Source organism: Thermomonospora cellulosilytica (genome assembly GCF_014138835.1).
Lineage (GTDB): Bacteria > Actinomycetota > Actinomycetes > Streptosporangiales > Streptosporangiaceae > Thermomonospora > Thermomonospora amylolytica.
Genome location: NZ_JACJII010000001.1, coordinates 7,311,729 through 7,331,851, shown reverse-complemented (window position 1 = coordinate 7,331,851; position 20,123 = coordinate 7,311,729). Strand labels below are relative to the sequence as shown.

The following is a 20,123-nucleotide window of genomic DNA, read 5'->3' as shown; positions in this document are numbered from 1 at the left end:
TCTGCGGTCGATCGGGAGGACGGTGAGGACCCGGTGCGTCGACGCGAACTGCTCGCCGGTGCCACAGGACTGGCCGGCGCCGCCGCTCTCGGCCTGCCCGCACGCGTCTCCGCTCGGAGCCTCAGCCCGGCCGGCGGGCTCGATGCGGTGCTGTACGGCGCACCGCCCGGCGCCGCTCCCGTGGCACTGCCCGCTCTGCGGGCCGCCGTCACCAAGGCTCGCGCCTGTTTCCAGGCCGCCCGCTACGACCACCTGCATCGCGGTCTGGCCGGGTTGCTCGCCACCGCCGCGGCCACCCGCGACCACGCCGACGGGCCTGATGCGCACATCGCCGGGGCGTTGCTGGCCGACGCCTACATCACCGCCAGCCATTTCATGATCAAGCTGAACGACGACCAGCTTGCCTGGGCCACCGCCGACCGCGCCGTCCAGGCCGCCGAGGCCGCCGGCGACCCGCTCGTGCTGGCCGACGCCCGCCGCGCCGTCGCGACCGTGCTGCGCCGCACCGGCCGGCCCGGCATGGCCCGCGACCTGCTCCTGGCCACAGCAGGCCAGATCGAACCGGGCGGCGACGCCACCGCCGAGCGACTGTCGATGTACGGCACCCTGCTCCAGGTCGCCGCCTACACCGCCGCCGTCGACGGCGACCGCCACGCCGCCCGCGAGTACATCACCGAAGCCAAGGCGGCGGCCGACCGACTCGGCCACGACGCCAACCACCGCTTCACCGCGTTCGGTCCCACCAACGTCGCCCTGTACCAGGTCAGCATCGCCCAGGTCCTCGGTGACAGCGGCACCGCCATCGAACATGCCAAGGCCCTTGACCCCGCCGCGATCCCCACCGCGGAGCGGCGCGGCCGGTACTGGATCGACGTCGCCCGCGCCTATCACCAGTGGGGCAGGCCCGAGGCCTGCTACAAGGCACTGCGCACGGCCGAACGTGCCGCCCCTGCCGAAGTCCGCTATCGGCCCCCGGTCCACCGCATGACCGAAGACCTCCTACGCGCCGACAACCGCAACGCCCTACCGGGCCTGCGCGCCTTCGCCGCCCGCGTCGGCGTCCCGGCCTGACCGCCCGAGCACCGATTCACGGGGAACTCCCGAGAATCCGGCCCTGTCCGGGAGGGGGGCGAGCCGGGTGATAGGTCGGCGTGACGGCCGTCCATGTGTTCGAACGCCAGCAGCAGCCACCCGGCGACCTCCGTATGCCACAGCAGCCGGGGCGCGATCTCGGGCAGGTGGGGTTGCACCCGGCACTCGATGCGCCGCACGTCGGTGCGAGGCCCGTCCAGACGGACACCCTTGAGGAACACCGGCCTGGGCATCGTCCAGCCCTGCGTTCTGCGCCGCGCCGCCGCCCGCACCCCCGCTACCGCCGCTGGAAAGCGAACGAGGCGGGGCGATCGCCCCGCCTCGGAAGTCTCCGTTCCCCCGAACCGTCGCCGCGTCGTGGGCGCGGCGGTGGTGTCATGCGTGGCCTTCGCCGCCCTCGCCGGGGTAGTCGGTGAGGCGCTGGAGGTAGTTCTGCTCGCCGAGGGACTGGACCAGGCTGAGCTCGGTCTCCAGGAAGTCGATGTGCTTCTCCTCGTCCTCGAGGATGTACTCGAAGATCCGGGCGGAGGTGACGTCGCCGCGGGAGCGCATGAGCTCGATGCCGGGACGCAGGCGGGCGACGGCCTCCTTCTCGATGGCCAGGTCGGCCTCCAGCTGCTCGACGACGGTCTGGCCGATGCGCAGCGGGTTGAGCTTCTGGTAGTTCGGCAGGCCCTCGAGGAAGAGGATGCGGTCGGTCAGCCGCTCGGCGTGCCGCATCTCGTCGAAGGATTCGTCGCGGGTGTATCGGGCGAGCCGCGTGTAGCCCCAGTTCTGCTGCATCTTGGCGTGCAGGAAGTACTGGTTGATGGCGGTCAGCTCGGCGGTGAGCTGCTCGTTCAGCAGCGCGATGATGTCCTTGTCGCCTTCCATGGATGTCCATGCTTCCACGCGATGGCCGACTTAGGACAGCATAAAAACCCCGGTCGCGGACGTGCCGCGGGACACATCGGGGCGGGTCCGGAGGTTCTAGGCGGCGGTTCCCTGGCGGACGGCGGGCATGCCGAGGGGCACGGGGATCTCCGGGCCGGGGGTCGCCGGATGCGCCGGGGGCATCGTCTCCAGCGGGAGGGACACGTCGGTCTCGCGGGCGCGGCGGTGCTCGGCGACCATGCCGCACAGCCGGCGGGTGCAGACGCCGCAGCCGGGCTTCCACCCGCAGGCGGCCTTGACCTCGCGGGTGGTCCCGGCGCCGGCGGCCAGGCTGGCCAGCACGTCTTCCTCGGTGACACCGTTGCAGATGCAGACGTACATCCGGACGGGACCTCTCCGGGCGGGCGCCGCGGCGCAGGGGTTGGTTAGGTCAGCCTTACCTAGGTAAGGCTCCCCTAACGTAGCGCAGAGATGTCCGTTTTGGCCAGTCCTGTTCTCCCGGTGTGATCGCCTCTGGGCGGGGAAGGCACTTGTTGGCATCGAGGAGGGCGGGCACGTGGGTGATTTCTGGCCCGGGCAGGCATATCCGCTGGGCGCGCACTTCGACGGGGCGGGCACCAACTTCGCGGTGTTCTCCGAGGCGGCCGAGCGGGTCGAGCTGTGCCTGTTCGACGGGCCCGGGCCGGACGCCCGGGAGACCCGGCTGACGCTGCCGGAGGTCGACGGGTTCGTCTGGCACGGCTACCTGCCGGGGATCATGCCCGGCCAGCGGTACGGGTTCCGGGTGCACGGGCCGTATGAGCCCGAACGCGGCCTGCGCTGCAATCCCAGCAAGCTGCTGCTGGACCCGTACGCGCAGGCGATCGAGGGGCAGATCGACTGGGACCAGGCGTGCTTCGGCTACACGTTCGGCGACCCGTGGTCCCGCAACGACGCCGACTCCGCGCCGCACATGATGCGGTCGGTGGTGGTCAACCCGTACTTCGACTGGGGCGACGACCGCTCGCCGCGCACCCCGTACCACGAGACGGTGATCTACGAGGCGCACGTCAAGGGCCTGACGATCAGCCACCCCGACATCCCCGAACGGCTCCGCGGCACCTACGCGGGCCTGGCCCACCCGGTGATGATCGAGTACCTGCGGGAGCTGGGGATCACCGCCGTCGAGCTGATGCCGGTGCACCAGTTCGTGCACGACGACCACCTGATCAAGCGGGGGCTGCGCAACTACTGGGGCTACAACACCATCGGCTTCTTCGCCCCGCACAACGAGTACTCCGCCTCCGGCCAGACCGGCGAGCAGGTCCTGGAGTTCAAGTCCATGGTCAAGGCCCTGCACGAGGCGGGGATCGAGGTGATCCTCGACGTGGTCTACAACCACACCGCCGAGGGCAACCACCTGGGGCCGACGCTGTCGTTCCGTGGCCTGGACAACCAGCAGTACTACCGGCTGGTGGACGACGACCCCCGCTACTACATGGACACCACCGGCACCGGCAACAGCCTGCTGATGCGCTCACCGCACGTACTGCAACTGATCATGGACTCGCTGCGGTACTGGATCACCGAGATGCACGTGGACGGGTTCCGCTTCGACCTGGCCGCCACGCTGGCCCGCGAACTGCACGAGGTGGACCGGCTGAGCGCGTTCTTCGACCTGGTCCAGCAGGACCCGGTGGTCTCCCAGGTCAAGCTGATCGCCGAGCCGTGGGACGTGGGCGAGGGCGGCTACCAGGTCGGCAACTTCCCGCCGCTGTGGACCGAGTGGAACGGCAAGTACCGCGACACCGTCCGCGACTACTGGCGGGGACGGCCGGCGACCATGCCCGACTTCGCCTCCCGGCTGACCGGCTCCTCGGACCTGTACGCCGACGACGGCCGCCGCCCGCTGGCCTCGATCAACTTCGTCACCTGCCACGACGGGTTCACCCTGCACGACCTGGTGTCGTACAACACCAAGCACAACGACGCCAACGGCGAGGGCAACCGGGACGGCAGCGACGACAACCGGTCGTGGAACTGCGGCTACGAGGGGCCGACCGAGGACCTGGAGGTGCTGGCGCTGCGCGAGCAGCAGAAGCGCAACTTCCTCACCACGCTGTTCCTGTCGCAGGGCGTGCCGATGCTGTCGCACGGCGACGAGCTGGGCCGCACCCAGCGCGGCAACAACAACGTCTACTGCCAGGACAACGAGCTGGCCTGGATGGACTGGGCGCGGCTGCGCGACAACTTCCCGCTGCTGGACTTCGTGCAGAAGCTGGCGCGGCTGCGCCGCGACCATCCGGTGTTCCGCCGCCGCCGGTTCTTCAAGGGCCGCCCGCCCGCCGACCCGGACACCTCGCGGCTGTCGGACATCGCCTGGTTCACCCCCGACGGGCGGGAGATGAACGAGGCCGACTGGCTGGCCGGGTTCGCCAAGTCGCTGCAGGTCTTCCTGAACGGGGAGGCGATCAGCGAGCCGGGCCGGCACGGCGAGCGGATCCGCGACGACTCGTTCCTGCTGATCTTCAACGCCCACCACGGGGGACTGCGGTTCACCATCCCGCCCGCCCGGTACGGCGACACCTGGCTGCGGGTGATCGACACCGCCGACCCGCTGCTGGTGGAGGAGACCAGCGGGCGCAGCTACAAGGCCGGGGAGACCATCGCGGTGGACGCCCGCTCGATGCAGGTGCTGCGCCGTGTCTGAGGCCCCCGTCTCGACCTACCGGGTGCAGCTGCGCAGGGAGTTCGGGTTCGCCGACGTGGCGGGCATCGCCGGCTACCTGGCCGACCTCGGCGTCACCCACGTCTACCTGTCGCCGATCCTGCAGGCCGCGCCCGGGTCCGCGCACGGGTACGACGTCGTCGACCACACCCGGATCTCCGAGGAACTGGGCGGGGAGGACGGCTTCCGCGCCATGGCCGCCAGGCTGCACGAGGCCGGGCTGCGGATCGTGGTGGACATCGTCCCGAACCACATGGCCCTCCCGGCGCCCGAGGACCTGAGCCCCGTCCTGTGGCCGGTGCTGTCGGAGGGGCGCGGCTCCCCGTACGCGCGGTGGCTGGACGTCGACTGGGAGGCGGGCGACGGGCGGATCGTGCTGCCGGTGCTGGGCGGCCCACCGGAGGAGGTGCGGGACGAACTGGTCGAGGACGGGGACGTGCTGCGCTACCACGACCACGTGTTCCCGCTGCCCGGCGACCACTACCGGCTGGCGTACTGGCGGGAGGGCCCCAACTACCGGCGGTTCTTCGAGATCTCCACGCTGGCGGGGCTGCGGGTCGAGGACCCGGAGGTGTTCGACCGGACCCACGAGGTGATCCTCCGGCTGGTCCGCGAGGGCCTGATCGACGGGCTGCGCGTCGACCATCCCGACGGGCTGGCCGCGCCCCGCGCGTACCTGAGCCGGCTGACCGACGAGACCCGCGGCATGTGGACGGTGGTGGAGAAGATCCTCACCGGGCCGGAGGAGCTGGCCCCCGACTGGCCGTGCGCGGGGACCACCGGCTACGACGCGCTCAACATGGTCGGCGGGGTCTTCGTCGACCCGGCGGCGGAGGGGCCGCTGACCGAGGCGTACCTGGCGTTCACCGGAGGCCCCGGCGACTTCGCGGAGGTCGCCCACCAGGCCAAGCGCCAGATGGCCGAGCACGGCCTGCGACCCGAGGTGGACCGGCTGCACCGGGCGCTGCAGGCGGCCCTGCCCTCGCACGACCCGGACCAGATGCGGCGGGCGCTGGTCGAGCTGCTGGTCGCCATGCCGGTCTACCGGGTGTACGTGGAGCCCGGCGAGGAGATGCTGCCGCACACCAGGCGGGTCGTCGCCGAGGCCGTGCAGGCGGCGCGGCGCAGGCTGCCCGAGGACCTGCACCCGGTGCTGGACACGATCGCCCCGGTGGTGTCGGGCGAGGCGGGCTGCTCGGACCTGGCGGCGGAGGTCGCGGTGCGGTTCCAGCAGACCGCCGCGCCGCTGATGGCCAAGGGCGTCGAGGACACCGCGTTCTACCGCTGGTCCCGGCTGGCGGCGCGCAACGAGGTCGGCGGGGAGCCGGAACGGTTCGCGGTGACCCCGGCGGAGTTCCACGAGTTCTGCGCCCGGCTGGCGCGCGACTGGCCGTTCACGATGACGACGCTGTCGACGCACGACACCAAGCGGCAGGAGGACGTGCGGGCGCGGCTGGCGGCGCTGGCCGAGCTGGACGAGGAGTGGACGGCGGCGGTGGGGCGCTGGCGCGCGCCCGACTCGCCGCTGGAACCGGACCTGGAGTACCTGCTCTGGCAGACGGTCGTGGGGGCCTGGCCGCTGGCCCCGGAACGGCTCGCCGAGTACCTGACCAAGGCGATGCGGGAGGCCAAGACCCGCACCTCCTGGACCGATCCGGACCCCGCCTACGAGGAGGCCGTGCTCGCCTATGCCCGCGAGTGCGTGCCGGAGGAGGACGTCACCGCGTTCGTGGCGCTGATGGAGCCGTACGCCCGCGCCAACATGCTCGGCCAGAAGCTCGTGCAGCTCGCCATGCCCGGGGTCGCCGACGTCTACCAGGGCTGCGAGCTGGTGGGCCTGTCGCTGGTCGACCCCGACAACCGCCGCCCCGTCGACTACGGCGAACGGCGCCGCCGCCTGGCCCGGCTGGACGCCGGCGAGTCCCCCCGCGACCTCGACGACGAGAAACTGCTGGTCACCTCGCGGACACTGCGGCTGCGACGGCGGCACCCCGAATGGTTCGGCCCCGACCTGTACGAGCCGGTCGAGGCCACCGGCCCGGCGGCCGGCCACGCCCTGGCGTTCCGCCGGGGCGGCGCCGTCGCCGTCGCCACCCGCCTCCCCGCGGGCCTGGAGGCCCACGGCGGCTGGCGCGACACCGCGCTGGACCTGCCGAAGGGGCCGTGGCGCGACGTGATCACCGGCGCGGTCCACGAGGACACGGCACTGGAACGAGTCCTGTCCCACCTGCCGGTGGCCCTGCTCGTCCAGGGAGACGCGTGACGAGGCCCCCGCTGCGCAAGGACGCGAACGGGCCCTGCTCGCGCGGGGGACACCTGACGAGGTGCAGATCGCAGGAGGCCGCCCGGCCGGGTGGCACCGCTCGTTCGGAGAGATGGGTGACGAGGTGTGAGAGCTGGGCACTGGAGGCCGGGCGGGTCTGAGGCGAGGACGAGCGACGGGATGCGGGCGCCGGGGACGCGGCTGGTTCGGGGGGATGCGTGACGAGGTTCGAGGTGTGGGCGCCGAAGGCCGGGCGGGTCGAGGTGGAGGCAGCCGGGTCGCTGCACGCGATGGAGCCGATCCCCGGTCGGCCGGGCTGGTGGGCGGCGGAGGTGCCGGACGCCGGGCACGGCACCGACTACGGGTTCCGGCTGGACGGCGGGGACGTGCTGCCCGACCCTCGCTCCCGCCGCCAGCCGTACGGTGTGCACGGCCGCAGCCAGGTCTACGAGCACCACCGTCACCAGTGGCACGACCAGGGCTGGCACGGCCGTCCGCTGGCCGGGAGCGTGCTGTACGAGCTGCACGTCGGCACGTTCACGCCGGAGGGGACGTTCGACGCGGCGATCGGACGGCTGGACCACCTGGTGGAGCTGGGGATCGACATCGTGGAACTGCTGCCGGTGGCGGCGTTCTCCGGCCACCACGGGTGGGGCTACGACGGCGTCGACCTGTGGGCGGTGCACGAGCCCTACGGCGGCCCGGACGGGCTGAAACGCTTCGTGGACGCCTGCCACGGCAGGGGGCTGGCGGTGGTCCTGGACGTCGTCTACAACCACCTCGGCCCCAGCGGGAACTACCTCGGCCCGTACGGCCCGTACTTCACCTCGGCGCACCAGACCCCCTGGGGGCCCGCGGTCAACTTCGACCAGGCGGACTCCGACGAGGTGCGGGCGTTCGTCATCGAGAACGCGCTGAGCTGGCTGCGGGACTTCCACATCGACGGGCTGCGGCTGGACGCCGTGCACGCCATCCGCGACGACCGGGCCGTGCACGTCCTGGAGGAGCTGTCGGCGGAGGTCGAGGCGCTGTCGGCGCACCTCGGCCGGGAACTGGTCCTGATCGCCGAGTCCGACCTGAACGACCCCCGGCTGGTGACCTCCCGCGACGCCGGGGGCCTGGGGCTGGACGCCCAGTGGAGCGACGACTTCCACCACGCCCTGCACGCGGCGCTGACCGGGGAACGGCAGGGCTACTACTGCGACTTCGGGTCGATGGCGGTGCTGGCCAAGACGCTGACCGAGGTGTTCCGGCACGACGGGGGCTGGTCGCGGTTCCGGGGGCGGCGCCACGGCCGTCCGGTGGACCGGCTCCGCACGCCCGCCCACCGGTTCCTGGGCTACCTGCAGAACCACGACCAGGTCGGCAACCGGGCCGCCGGCGACCGGCAGTCCGCCGTCCTCGACGCGGGCCTGCTCAAGGTCGGTGCGGCGCTGGTGCTGACCGCGCCGTTCACCCCGATGCTGTTCATGGGGGAGGAGTGGGGCGCGGGCACGCCGTGGTGCTACTTCACCGACCATCCCGAGCCGGAACTGGCCCGCGCGGTGACCGAGGGCCGCCGCCGCGAGTTCTCCCGCCACGGCTGGGCGGGCGAGGTCCCCGATCCACAGGCCGAGCAGACCTACCGGCGTTCGATCCTGGACTGGTCCGAGCCCGGCCGCGAACCCCACCGCGAACTGCTGGACTGGCACCGTGCGCTGATCGCGCTGCGCCGCCGGACGCCCGAGCTGACCGACCCCCGGCTCACCCGGGTCTCGGTCTCCTACGACGAGGACGCCCGGTGGCTGGTCATGCGGCGCGGAGCGGTGACCGTGGCCGCCGCGTTCGGGCCGGGGGAGGCGGTGGTGCCGGAGTGCGGGGAGCCGCTGCTGGTCTCCGACCCGGGGGTACGGGCCGAATCCGGCACGACCCGGCTCCCAGGGGCCTCGGTCGCGGTGTTCCGGCGCAAATGATCATTTCCATGGGAAATGGGCGGAGTATCCCGAATTGGCCACGCGGGCCTATCACGGGAGTATCACGGAGACCTGGTCGGCCGGCCGGGCCCGCGGGCGGCGACACCTCCACGGAATTCCCGCGTGCACCGGTTCATCCGTGTTCGCGGATGTACTATACGTGGCAAACCGCAGGTCAAGAGGCCCGCACCGGCCGGGAAACCTTCATGAATGGTCATACGATGCCCACATGACGTCTGTACTGCTCGCCGAGGACGACACGTCCATCTCCGAGCCTCTCGCCCGCGCGCTGCGGCGCGAGGGGTACACCGTTGAGGTCAGCCCCGATGGTCCGCAGGCCCTGGAACGGGCGCTGGGCGGCGGCGTCGACCTCATCGTGCTCGATCTCGGGCTGCCCGAGCTCGACGGCCTCGAGGTGGCCCGCCGGGTACGTTCCGAGGGGCACGGGGTGCCCATCCTGATCCTGACCGCCCGCGCCGACGAGGTCGACACCGTCGTCGGGCTCGACGCCGGGGCCGACGACTACGTCACCAAGCCGTTCCGGCTGGCCGAACTGCTGGCGCGGGTGCGCGCGCTGCTGCGGCGGGGCTCCACCGAGACCCCGATCGTGCAGGGCGTGCGCATCGACGCCGAGTCGCGCCGGGCCTGGATGGGCGACCAGGAACTGCAGCTGACCACCAAGGAGTTCGACCTGCTGCGGGTCCTGGTCCGCGACGCCGGCAAGGTGGTCACCAGGGAACAGATCATGCGCGAGGTCTGGGACACCAACTGGTGGGGATCGACCAAGACGCTCGACATGCACATCTCCTGGCTGCGCCGCAAGCTGGGCGACGACGCCGCCAATCCGCGCTACATCACCACCGTGCGCGGCGTCGGCTTCCGGTTCGAACGCGGCGACTGAACCCGCCCGGCGGGTTCACCGAGAAGGTCTGCCGCACAGAGCACGGGCGGTGTCCCGAGCACCGGCCCGGCCGCGGCATGACCGCGTTCCCCTACGGAAGGAGACGCGATGAGGCGTCGGCTGTTGCTGTCGACGCTCGCGGTGGCGCTGGTCGCCATCCTGCTGCTCGGCATCCCCCTCGCGTACGCCACGCACCGCCTCATCTACGAGGAGGCCCGGCAGTCGCTGGAACGCGAGACCGCCACCATCCTCGGCGGGGTCCAGCTCAGCCTCAGCACCGGCCGGATGGTCACCGCCGACCGGATCGCCCAGGGCTATCCGGGCCGCTACATCGTCATCACCCTGCCCGATGAGACCGTGCTGACCGCCGGCGAACGCCCGCCCAGGGGCGCCGAGCTGCTCACCGACTCCCGCAGCGCCGGCGGCATCGGCGTCCAGGTCTCCCAGCCCGCCGCCCAGGTCCGCGAGGAGGCGCTGCGGCAGCTGCTGCTGATCGGCTCGCTGGCGCTGCTGGGGGTGGCGGTCACCGTCGGGCTGGCCATGTTCCAGGCCCGCAAGTTCACCCTGCCGCTCAGCGACCTGGCCGAGACCGCCGACCGGCTCGGCTCCGGCAACGCCCGCCCGCGCCGCCGCCGCTACGGCATCCCCGAGGTCGACCGGGTCGCCGAGGTGCTGGACCGCAGCGCCGTGCGGATCGCCGACCTGCTGGCCGCCAGCCGCGAGTTCGCCGCCGACGCCAGCCACCAGCTCCGCACCCCGCTCACCGCGCTGTCGATGCGGCTGGAGGAGATGGTCGAGGCCGCCGACTACCCCGACATCGTCCGCGAGGAGGGGGCCGCCGCCCTCTCCCAGGCCGAACGCCTCGTCGCCGTGGTCGAGCAGCTGCTGGCCCGCGCCCGCCACGACCGCACCGGCGCCGCCGCGCCCGTCGCGCTCGACGACGTGGTCGCCCAGCAGGTGGAGGAGTGGCGCCCGATCTTCCACCGGGCCGGCCGCGACATCCGGCTCACCGGCGAACGCGGCCTGGTCGGCCTGGTCACTCCCGCCGGCCTGTCCCAGATCCTGGCGACCCTGCTGGACAACTCCCTGGTGCACGGCGCCGGCACCGTCACCATCACCACCAAGAACAGCACCGGCTCCGTCGTGGTCGAGGTCGGCGACGAGGGCGAGGGGGTGCCCCCCGAACTGGAACGCCGCGTCTTCGAACGCAGCGTCACCGGCGGCGACGGCACCGGCCTCGGCCTCTACCTGGCCCGCTCCCTGGCCGTCGTCGACGGCGGTCGCCTGGAACTCCTCCAGGCCCGCCCCGCCGTCTTCGCCGTCTTCCTCCGCCAGGCCGCCGACATCCACCTCGCCGAAGAACCCGTAGTCGTCGGCCCTGCCTAGTGCCTGCACATACTCGTTCCAGGTGATCGCCCGGGGGTCTGGGGGCGGAGCCCCCAGAACTTCCACAGCAACCCCAGACCAACCCGACCCTCAGTCGGCCGAAGCGGAGCCCCCAGGGCGGAGCTTCGGACGACTGAGCGCGGTCCGGGCACCGCAGCGGCGCCCGGCTGGAGCGAGCCGCCAGGCGAGCGGAAGCCGGGTGACGCGAGGATGCCCGGATCCGCATGCGGGGGGTGTGGGGGGTCGTCCCCCCACAAAGCTAACGCCGGGCGGGGGTGCGCTTGCGGTGGGCGCCCCCGGTGGGGTGGGGGTGGGGGCGGCCGTTGGTCGTGGGGGTGGCGTCGTTCGGGGCGGTGCCGTTCGCGGTGGTGGGGCCGGGCTCGGGGAGGGCGGAGGCCGGGTCGACGGGGGGCGCCTCGGCGGGGAGGAAGACCCACTTCTTGTAGGACCAGAAGCGGAAGAGGGTCGCCACGCCGGTGCCGACGATCAGGGCGGAGTTGTAGGCGATCGGGCTCTCCAGGTGCAGGCCGTAGTGGACGAAGCCGATGAAGAGCTCGGTGATCACCAGGCCGATGCCGTTCAGGGTGAAGAACAGCACGTACTCGCGGCCCAGGCCGGTGCGGTCGCGGTGGCGGAACGTCCAGTAGCGGTTGGCCAGGTAGGAGAACGTGGTGGCGACCACGGTGGCGGCCATGAACGACTTCAGCGGGCCGACGTGCAGGCCGAACTGCAGCGCGTTGGCGACCCCGATGGTGATCACGAAGGCCACGGCGCCGACGCTGCCGAACTTCGCGAGCTCGCGCACCAGGTGCTCGAACCGCCGGTACAGGGTGGCGACGAAACTCACGAAGAACGACCGTCCTTCCGGACCGCGGGGTTGTCACGGCACAACGAAGACGAGAATAGAGGCACGTTGCTCCAGTGGTGTCGTGAGTGCGAAGTTCCCCACCGTGGCTCTGCCCACTGGGAACGCCCCCATGCCGGATGAGACGCCCGGCCCGCCCGCTTCGTTCACTCCGGCCTGCCGATAACCTTTGGCGATGTGAGCATTCCAGGTCAGATGCCCGTCGTGGGCATGGTGGGGGGCGGGCAGCTGGCCCGGATGACCCAGCAGGCGGCGATCGGGCTCGGTGTGACGTTGCGGGTGCTGGCGCGCTCTCCGCAGGAGTCGGCGGCGCGGGTCTGCGCGGACGTGCGGATCGGCGAGCACACCTCGCTGGAGGACCTGCGGGCGTTCGCCAAGGGCTGTGACGTGGTGACCTGGGACCACGAGCACGTGCCCTCCGAGCACATCCGGGCGCTGGAGGCCGAGGGGGTGGCCTGCCTGCCGGGGTCGGCGGCGCTGCTGCACGCCCAGGACAAGTTCGTGATGCGGGAACGGCTCAGCGCCGCCGGCGCGCCCTGCCCGCCGTACGCCAAGGTCCCCGCGGACGCGCCGCTGGCCGCGCTGGAGGAGTTCGCCGAGCGGGCCGGATGGCCGCTGGTGGTCAAGGCCACACGCGGCGGGTACGACGGCAAGGGCCTGTGGATCGTCAAGGACCTGGGGCCGGAGTCCGTCGAGCTGATCGGGCGGCTGGTGGACCAGGGCGTGGACCTGATGGTCGAGCAGCACGTTCCGTTCCGGCGGGAGCTGGCGGCGCTGGTCGCCCGGTCCCCGTACGGGCAGGGGGCCGCCTACCCGGTGGTGGAGACGGTGCAGCGGGACGGCATCTGCCACGAGGTGATCGCCCCCGCGCCCGACCTGGACGACGACCTGGCCGCCGAGGCGCAGCGGCTGGCCCTCGACATCGCCGAACGCCTCGGCGTGGTCGGGCTGCTGGCCGTCGAGATGTTCGAGGTCGACGGCGGCGTCGTGGTGAACGAGCTGGCGATGCGCCCGCACAACTCCGGGCACTGGACGATCGAGGGGGCGCGGACCTCCCAGTTCGAGCAGCATCTGCGGGCCGTGCTGAACCTGCCGCTGGGCTCCACCGAGCCGACCGCCCGCTACACGGTGATGGCGAACCTGCTGGGCGGCGACGACCCCGACATCTACCCCCGCTACATCCACGTGATGGCCCACGACCCGGCCGTGAAGGTGCACTTCTACGGCAAGGAGGTCCGTCCGGGCCGCAAGATCGGCCATGTCACCGCGCTCGGCGACGACCTGGACGAGGTCCGCGAACGCGCCCGCCACGCCGCCGACTACCTGCGGTGGGGCCCGGAGACGAAGGAGCGGTCATGACGGCGCCCGTGGTCGGCGTGGTGATGGGCAGCGACTCCGACTGGCCCGTCATGAGGCTCGCCGCCGAGGCCCTCGAGGAGTTCGGGGTGCCGTACGAGGCGGACGTGGTCTCCGCGCACCGGATGCCGCACGACATGATCGCCTACGGCTCGCAGGCCGCCGACCGTGGCCTGCGGGTGATCATCGCGGGCGCGGGCGGGGCCGCCCATCTGCCCGGCATGCTGGCTTCGGTCACCCCGCTCCCGGTCATCGGCGTTCCGGTGCCGCTCAAGCACCTGGACGGCATGGACTCGCTGCTGTCCATCGTGCAGATGCCGGCCGGCGTCCCGGTCGCGACCGTCGCGGTCGGCGCCGCCCGCAACGCGGGGCTGCTGGCGGTCCGCATCCTGGCCGCCTCCGACGAGGGGCTGCGGGCCAGGATGCGCGACTTCCAGCGGGACCTGTACGAGCAGGCCAAGGCCAAGGGCGCCCGCCTGCGCGAGAACCTGTCCTAGGTCCCGCCGGGGCTCAGTGCCGCAGCGACCACTCGATCGCCGGGCACCGGTCCATCACCACGTCCAGGCCCGCCGCCAGCGCCCGCTCGGCGGCGGCCTCGTCGATCACGTCCAGCGGCAGCCACACCGCCCCGGCCCCGCGCGCGATGGCCTCGTCGATCACGCCCCCGGCGAACTCCGACCGCCGGTAGACCCCCACGACGTCGATCCGCACGTCCTCGGGGATCTCCGCCAGCGACCCGTACGCCTCCTCGCCCAGCACCGGCCTGCGGTCCGGATGCACCGGGATGATCCGCTTGCCCCGCGCCTGCAACCGCCGGGCCTGGTCGTACACGGTCTTGTGCGGATGGTCCGCCAGCCCCACGAACGCCCACGTCCTCGACTCGTCCAGCAACCGCGTGATCACGTCCGGATCGGCATACCGCTCGTTCATGCCCACCCCAACGCCCGTGATCGCCCCCGGCTTCCCGCCCCCCGGCGGCCAGGACGACGGGCCGCCGGGGAACCCGGGAGGACGAGCGGGGCGGGTCAGGGGCGGCCGAGGGCTCGGTAGGTCCAGCCGGCGGTGCGCCAGCGCTCGGGGTCGAGGGCGTTGCGGCCGTCGACGATGTTCTTCTCGGCGACGACCGCACCGAGGGCGTCGGGGTCCATGTCGCGGAACTCGGCCCACTCGGTGAGCAGGAGGACGACGTGGGCGTCGCGGGCCGCGTCCAGGGCGGAGGAGCCGTAGTCGAGGTTGGGGTGGGCGCGGCGGGCGTTCTCCAGGGCCTGCGGGTCGTAGACGGTGACCCGGGCGCCCTGGGAGCGGATGTTGGCGGCGACGTCGAGGGCGGGGGAGTCGCGCACGTCGTCGGAGTTGGGTTTGAAGGCGGCGCCCAGCACCCCCACCGTACGGCCGATGAACGAGCCGCCCAGCAGTTCGCGGGCCAGGTCCACCATGCGGATGCGGCGGCGCTGGTTGATGGCGTCGACCTCGCGCAGGAACGACAGGGCCTGGTCGACGCCCAGCTCGCCGGCGCGGGCCATGAACGCCCGGATGTCCTTGGGCAGGCAGCCGCCGCCGAAGCCGAGACCGGGGCCGAGGAACTTGCCGCCGATCCGGTCGTCGTAGCTCAGCGCCTCCGAGAGCTTGGTCACGTCGGCGTGGGCGGCCTCGCAGACCTCGGCCATCGCGTTGATGAACGAGATCTTGGTGGCCAGGAACGCGTTCGCCGACACCTTGACCAGTTCGGCGGTGGGGTAGTCGGCCACCACGAACGGGCAGCCCTCGGCGATCATCGGCGCGTACACCTCGCGCAGCACCTGCTCGGCCCAGGCGGCGTCGTCGGGGTCGTCGGGCACGCCGATCACGATCCGGTCGGGGTGCATGGTGTCCTGGACGGCGAAGCCCTCGCGCAGGAACTCCGGGTTCCAGGCCAGCACCGCGTCCCCGTCGGCGGGGGCCAGCCGTGCCAGCCGCTCGGCCAGGTGCCGGGCGGTGCCGACCGGGACGGTGGACTTGCCGACCACCAGGCAGCGGCGGTCCAGCCGGGGCGCCAGCGCGCCGATCGTCTCGTCGACGTAGCTGAGGTCGGCGGCGTACTCGCCCTGCTTCTGCGGGGTGCCCACGCAGATGAAGTGGACGTCGCCGAAGTCGGCGGCCTCGTCGTAGGAGGTGGTGAAGCGCAGCCGGCCGGCCTCCAGGTTGCGCTGCAGCACCGCCTCCAGGCCCGGCTCGTAGACCGGCAGGTCCCCGGCCTGGAGCCGGTCGACCTTGTCCTTGTCGACGTCCAGGCCGAGCACCTCGAAGCCCAGGTCGGCCATGCAGGCGGCGTGCGTGGCGCCCAGGTAGCCGGTGCCGATGACGGTGAGCCGGTGGGCCAAGGCAACTCCCTCCATCGGGGGCCGCCGGAGGCGGCCCCTCGCCTGACCGGCGCATCCTACTGGCCGGTACGCTCAACTGTATGAGTTCCGACATTCCCGCGTACGCCCCGTCCGAGGAGCACGAGCTGCTGCGTCAGACGGTCCGCGAGCTCGCCGAAGCCAAGATCGCCCCCAAGGCCGCGGAGGTCGACGAGACCGGCGAGTTCCCGCAGGACGCGTTGGACGCGCTCGTGCAGAACGAGCTGCACGCCGTGCACATCCCCGAGTCCTACGGCGGCGCCGGCGCCGACGCGCTCGCCACCGTGATCGTGATCGAGGAGGTCGCCCGGGTGTGCGCCTCCTCCTCGCTGATCCCGGCGGTGAACAAGCTCGGCACCGTGCCGGTGCTGCTGTCGGGCTCGGAGGAGCTGAAGAAAAAGTATCTGACCCCGGTGGCGCGCGGCGAGGCCATGTTCTCCTACGCGCTGAGCGAGCCCGAGGCCGGCTCGGACGCCGCCTCGATGAAGACCCGGGCGGTCCGCGACGGCGACCACTGGGTGCTCAACGGCGTCAAGATGTGGATCACCAACGCCGGGGTGTCGGAGTACTACACGGTGATGGCGGTCACCGACCCCGACAAGGGCGCCCGCGGCATCTCCGCGTTCGTGGTGGAGAAGTCCGACGAGGGCGTGTCGTTCGGGCCCAAGGAGCGCAAGCTCGGCATCAAGGGCTCGCCGACCCGCCAGGTCATCCTGGAGAACGTGCGGATCCCCGCCGACCGGATCATCGGCGAGGAGGGCACCGGCTTCAAGACCGCCCTGGCCACCCTGGACCACACCCGGATCACCATCGCCGCCCAGGCGCTGGGCATCGCCCAGGGCGCGCTGGACTACGCGATCGGGTACGTCAAGGAGCGCAGGCAGTTCGGCAAGCCGATCGCCGACTTCCAGGGCGTGCAGTTCATGATCTCCGACATGGCGATGAAGATCGAGGCCGCCCGCCAGCTCACCTACCACGCCGCGATCAAGTCCGAGCGCGCCTTCCACGGCGCGAAGGTGCCGGACCTGACCTTCGTGTCCTCGGCGTGCAAGTGCCTGGCCTCGGACGTGGCGATGGAGGTCACCACCGACGCCGTGCAGCTGCTCGGCGGCTACGGCTACACCCGCGACTTCCCGGTCGAGCGGATGATGCGGGACGCCAAGATCACCCAGATCTACGAAGGGACGAACCAGATCCAGCGGATGGTGATGGCGCGTCAGCTCCTCAAGTAACGGCCTGTCCGCGCACGCCCCGGTTCGGCCGCCGAGCCGGGGCGTCGCCGTTCCCGCCTCCCGCGGCCCCGGTCACTTGCAGAGCTTCTGCGAGGCCGTGCTGGTCTGCGGGCCGGACGGCTGGGACGGGACGGCGCCGGGGAGGCCCTGGACGGAGACCTCCTCGGCGCCGTTCCAGTCGGCGCCGACGATGACCTGGATGCCGTCGCCGACGGAGGCGTCCTCCCTGACCTTGGCGCCGGGGATGGCGGCGGCGAGGGTCCTGGCGGCGTCGGCGTGCGCCGGGCCGTAGCGGATCTGGGTGATCTTCAGCCCGGTGCGGGCCACGCCCGGCGGGACGACGGTGCGGAAGCCGACCTCGCGCAGGTCGCCGGCGGCGCGGGCGGCCAGGCCGCGGGTGCCGACCCCGTTGCGGACCGTCACGGTGATGTCGCCCGGCTGGACGGTGGGCGCGTTCGGGTCGCGGGTGGGCGCGGCGGTGGTCGGCTTGGGCCTGGGCTTGGCCAACGGCTCGTCCCGCCGGATCCTGCCGAACAGCTCCCGCGCGCCCCGGTCGTCCCACAGCACGGTGGACTGCGGCGCCGACCCGTTGATCGGGGTCATGTGGTTCTCGCTGCGCAGCGGGATCTTGGCGAACGTGATGTCGTCGGTGGACAGGTCGCTCATCTGGGCGGCCAGCTCGTCCAGGTCGTCGGCCAGTTCCTCGTCCACCCGCAGCGACTTGAGCGTCGCGTCCAGCACCCGCTTGGCCTTGACCGGGTCGCTCAGCGTCCGGGTGCTGATCGCCTGCTTCATCAGCGAGGCCATCAGCTGCTGCTGCCGGTCGATGCGGCCCAGGTCGCTGCCGCCGGTGAGGGTGTAGCGGGCCCGGCTGAACGCCAGCGCCTGCAGGCCGTTGACGTGGGTGGTGCCGGCGGGCAGCCGCAGCCCGCTCTTGCGGTCGTTGACCGGCTGCTCCACGCACACGTCCACACCGCCGAGCGCGTCCACGATGTTGACGAACCCGTAGAAGTTGACCTCGACGTAGTGGTCGATCGACACCCCGGTCGCCCGCTTGACGGTGGCCACCGTCAGGTTGGGGCCGCCGAACTGGTACGCCCAGGTCAGCTTGCCCTGGCGGGCCGGGACGGGGGTGCCCTTGGGGCCCTCGGAGCCGTTCGAGCGGTGCGCCGGGATGGTGACCAGCGAGTCGCGCGGCAGGCTCACCACCGCGATCCGGTCGTGGTCGCGCGACACGTGCACCAGCATCATCGTGTCCGAGCGCTCCCCGGCCTCGCGGCCGAGCCGGGCGGCCTTCTGCTGCTCGCGGGTCAGTCCCTCGCGCCGGTCCACGCCGGCCACCAGGATCGTCATCGCGCCCTTCGGCCCGCCGTCGTCGTCGCCGAGCCCCTCCACCAGCAGGGGCTCGACCAGGCTGGTGGCGTAGTTGTTGAACGCCCAGGCGCCGCCCGAGGTGAGCAGCACCAGCGCCGACATCGCCCCGGTCGCCATGAGGAACCGGCGCTGCCGCCGGGCGCCGACCGCGGCCCGCGGGCTGAGCTGGGGCCGGGGGCGGCGCGGGCCGCGCCCTGCGCCGACCGCCACCCGCGGGGCGGGCACCCCGTCGACGGTCACGCCCTCGCCGGGCTGCTCGGGGACCGCGTCCTCCGCCCCGTCCGGACGGCGCGGGCGAGGGCGGAAGTACCGCTCGATCGGATCGGAGTCCCCCACGTCCGGCATGGCTGCTGCCCCTTCGTCCGTGCGTTTCCTGCCGCGGATGTCCCCACCCTAAAGTGGTCCGCACCGCTGCGTTCGCTACCTGCGTTCCGTGTCGTTGGAGTAACGTGGCGCCGAGTTGACCTCTCCCGGCGGAAGGCGGAGCGATCCGGGCGCCCTGGCCCGGCCTCCGGCGCGACCGCCGGGCACCCCGCGCAGGAGGCACCGATCGAGGCCTTACACCCGATACGGCCGACACGGCCGGCGGCCGTCCCCGGGCCGCCCCGCCCCCTGGCGCACAGAAAAGCAGAGAGGTAGCGGCTTGACCCGGTCCGCAGTGCCGGGTTCGTCCCCGAGAGTCCAGATGAATCCGTCACCCCACGCACGCAGTGCCGAAACCGCCACCGAGGGCCGTACCTGGCCGGCCGTCTCGGTGGTGATGCCGGTGCTGAACGAAGAGCGGCACCTGGCCGACGCCGTCCGCGCGATCCTCACCCAGGACTATCCCGGCGAGATGGAACTGGTGCTGGCCGTCGGCCCGTCCCGGGACCGCACCCAGGAGATCGCCGAGAAGCTGGCCGCCGAGGATCCCCGGATCATCGTGGTGCCCAACCCCACCGGCCGCACCCCCCAGGGCCTCAACATCGCCATCAGGGCCTCGCAGTACTCCATCGTCGTCCGGGTCGACGGGCACTCGCTGCTGCCGTCGGACTACGTCCGGGCCGCGGTGGAGACCATGGAGGAGACCGGGGCCGACAACGTCGGCGGGCTGATGGCCGCCGAGGGGATCACCCCGTTCGAGAAGGCCGTCGCCCGCGCCATGACCTCCAAGATCGGCGTCGGCTCCGCCCGCTTCCACACCGGCGGCGAGGCCGGCGAGGTGGAGACCGTCTATCTGGGCACGTTCCGGCGCAGCGCGCTGGAACGGGTCGGCGGCTACGACGAGACCTTCGTGCGCGCCCAGGACTGGGAGATGAACCACCGGATCCGGCAGACCGGCGGCAAGATCTGGTTCACCCCCCGGATGCGCGTCACCTACCGGCCCCGCCCCGACCTGCGCTCGCTGGCCAAGCAGTACTTCCACACCGGCCGCTGGCGCCGGGTGGTGGGCCGCGAGCACGCCGGCACCCTCAACCTGCGCTACCTGGCGCCGCCGATCGCGGTGGTGGGGATGCTGGTCGGCACGGTGGCCGGGGCGCTGGGCTTCTGGCCCGGCTGGCTGATCCCCGGCGGCTACGTCGCGGTGGTCATGATCGGCGGGAGCCTGGTCACCGGGCGCGGCCTGCCGTTGTCGGCCTGGATCCGGCTGCCGCTGGTGTACGCGACCATGCACATCTCCTGGGGGGTGGGCTTCCTGACCAGCCCGCCCGGTCTGGGCCAGCCCTCCCCGCCCAAACGCTGAGCCACGGGGCACCGCAGGACA

Annotated in this window: 16 protein-coding genes; 10 read left to right on the top strand and 6 right to left on the bottom strand. The window is 72.2% G+C overall.

What is annotated here, in order from left to right; all coding sequences use genetic code 11:
* Positions 1-33: 33 nt before the first annotated feature.
* Entirely contained in the window at positions 34-1,071 is a 1,038-nt protein-coding gene (locus HNR21_RS34320; RefSeq protein WP_182708380.1) for a hypothetical protein, read from the top strand.
* Positions 1,072-1,467: 396 nt separating this feature from the next.
* Here HNR21_RS34320 and bfr read toward each other — a convergent pair whose 3' ends face one another.
* Complete coding sequence (bfr, locus tag HNR21_RS34315; RefSeq protein WP_182708379.1) at positions 1,468-1,965, bottom strand: bacterioferritin; 498 nt, start codon at positions 1,963-1,965, stop codon at positions 1,468-1,470.
* Between the two features lie 96 nt (positions 1,966-2,061).
* Positions 2,062-2,346 carry a (2Fe-2S)-binding protein gene (locus HNR21_RS34310; protein ID WP_119728612.1) on the bottom strand — a complete coding sequence of 95 codons (285 nt, stop codon included), beginning with the start codon at positions 2,344-2,346 and terminating at the stop codon, positions 2,062-2,064.
* Between the two features lie 175 nt (positions 2,347-2,521).
* Between HNR21_RS34310 and glgX the strand changes: the two genes are divergently transcribed.
* From glgX to HNR21_RS34285, 5 genes are all read left to right on the top strand, one after another.
* Complete coding sequence (glgX, locus tag HNR21_RS34305) at positions 2,522-4,654, top strand: glycogen debranching protein GlgX (protein WP_182708378.1); 2,133 nt, start codon at positions 2,522-2,524, stop codon at positions 4,652-4,654.
* Positions 4,647-6,935 (top strand): malto-oligosyltrehalose synthase, encoded by a 2,289-nt coding sequence (gene treY / locus HNR21_RS34300; protein WP_182708377.1) that lies wholly within the window; start codon positions 4,647-4,649, stop codon positions 6,933-6,935. The genes glgX and treY overlap by 8 nt, the downstream gene beginning before the upstream one ends.
* Positions 6,936-7,153: 218 nt before the next feature.
* A complete protein-coding gene (treZ, locus tag HNR21_RS34295; RefSeq protein WP_182708376.1) occupies positions 7,154-8,887 on the top strand; it encodes a malto-oligosyltrehalose trehalohydrolase in 1,734 nt (577 codons plus the stop codon).
* 229 nt (positions 8,888-9,116) lie between these two features.
* Positions 9,117-9,788 (top strand): response regulator transcription factor, encoded by a 672-nt coding sequence (locus tag HNR21_RS34290; protein ID WP_012854433.1) that lies wholly within the window; start codon positions 9,117-9,119, stop codon positions 9,786-9,788.
* Positions 9,789-9,896: 108 nt separating this feature from the next.
* A complete protein-coding gene (locus HNR21_RS34285; protein ID WP_119728616.1) occupies positions 9,897-11,174 on the top strand; it encodes a sensor histidine kinase in 1,278 nt (425 codons plus the stop codon).
* A gap of 259 nt (positions 11,175-11,433) precedes the next feature.
* Here HNR21_RS34285 and HNR21_RS34280 read toward each other — a convergent pair whose 3' ends face one another.
* A complete protein-coding gene (locus HNR21_RS34280) occupies positions 11,434-12,021 on the bottom strand; it encodes a GtrA family protein (protein ID WP_119728617.1) in 588 nt (195 codons plus the stop codon).
* A gap of 228 nt (positions 12,022-12,249) precedes the next feature.
* Here HNR21_RS34280 and HNR21_RS34275 point away from each other — a divergent pair, with 228 nt between their 5' ends.
* Both HNR21_RS34275 and purE read left to right on the top strand, forming a co-directional pair.
* Positions 12,250-13,398 carry a 5-(carboxyamino)imidazole ribonucleotide synthase gene (locus HNR21_RS34275; protein WP_246446597.1) on the top strand — a complete coding sequence of 383 codons (1,149 nt, stop codon included), beginning with the start codon at positions 12,250-12,252 and terminating at the stop codon, positions 13,396-13,398.
* Entirely contained in the window at positions 13,395-13,892 is a 498-nt protein-coding gene (gene purE, locus HNR21_RS34270; RefSeq protein ID WP_119728619.1) for a 5-(carboxyamino)imidazole ribonucleotide mutase, read from the top strand. The genes HNR21_RS34275 and purE overlap by 4 nt, the downstream gene beginning before the upstream one ends.
* Before the next feature lie 13 nt (positions 13,893-13,905).
* Here the strand turns inward: purE and HNR21_RS34265 are convergent, their stop codons facing one another.
* Complete coding sequence (locus tag HNR21_RS34265) at positions 13,906-14,325, bottom strand: CoA-binding protein (RefSeq protein ID WP_182708375.1); 420 nt, start codon at positions 14,323-14,325, stop codon at positions 13,906-13,908.
* Between the two features lie 95 nt (positions 14,326-14,420).
* Positions 14,421-15,770: a UDP-glucose dehydrogenase family protein gene (locus tag HNR21_RS34260; RefSeq protein WP_220500407.1), complete on the bottom strand. Its 1,350-nt coding sequence runs from the start codon at positions 15,768-15,770 to the stop codon at positions 14,421-14,423.
* A 65-nt stretch (positions 15,771-15,835) separates the two neighbouring features.
* Here HNR21_RS34260 and HNR21_RS34255 point away from each other — a divergent pair, with 65 nt between their 5' ends.
* Positions 15,836-17,005 carry an acyl-CoA dehydrogenase gene (locus HNR21_RS34255; RefSeq protein WP_182708373.1) on the top strand — a complete coding sequence of 390 codons (1,170 nt, stop codon included), beginning with the start codon at positions 15,836-15,838 and terminating at the stop codon, positions 17,003-17,005.
* Positions 17,006-17,077: 72 nt separating this feature from the next.
* On the opposite strand, the gene HNR21_RS34250 is transcribed toward HNR21_RS34255, so the two are convergent.
* Positions 17,078-18,724, bottom strand: a complete 1,647-nt coding sequence (locus HNR21_RS34250) for an LCP family protein (RefSeq protein ID WP_182708372.1) — start codon at positions 18,722-18,724, stop codon at positions 17,078-17,080.
* 340 nt (positions 18,725-19,064) lie between these two features.
* Between HNR21_RS34250 and HNR21_RS34245 the strand changes: the two genes are divergently transcribed.
* A complete protein-coding gene (locus tag HNR21_RS34245) occupies positions 19,065-20,102 on the top strand; it encodes a glycosyltransferase family 2 protein (RefSeq protein ID WP_119728624.1) in 1,038 nt (345 codons plus the stop codon).
* Positions 20,103-20,123: the final 21 nt, after the last annotated feature.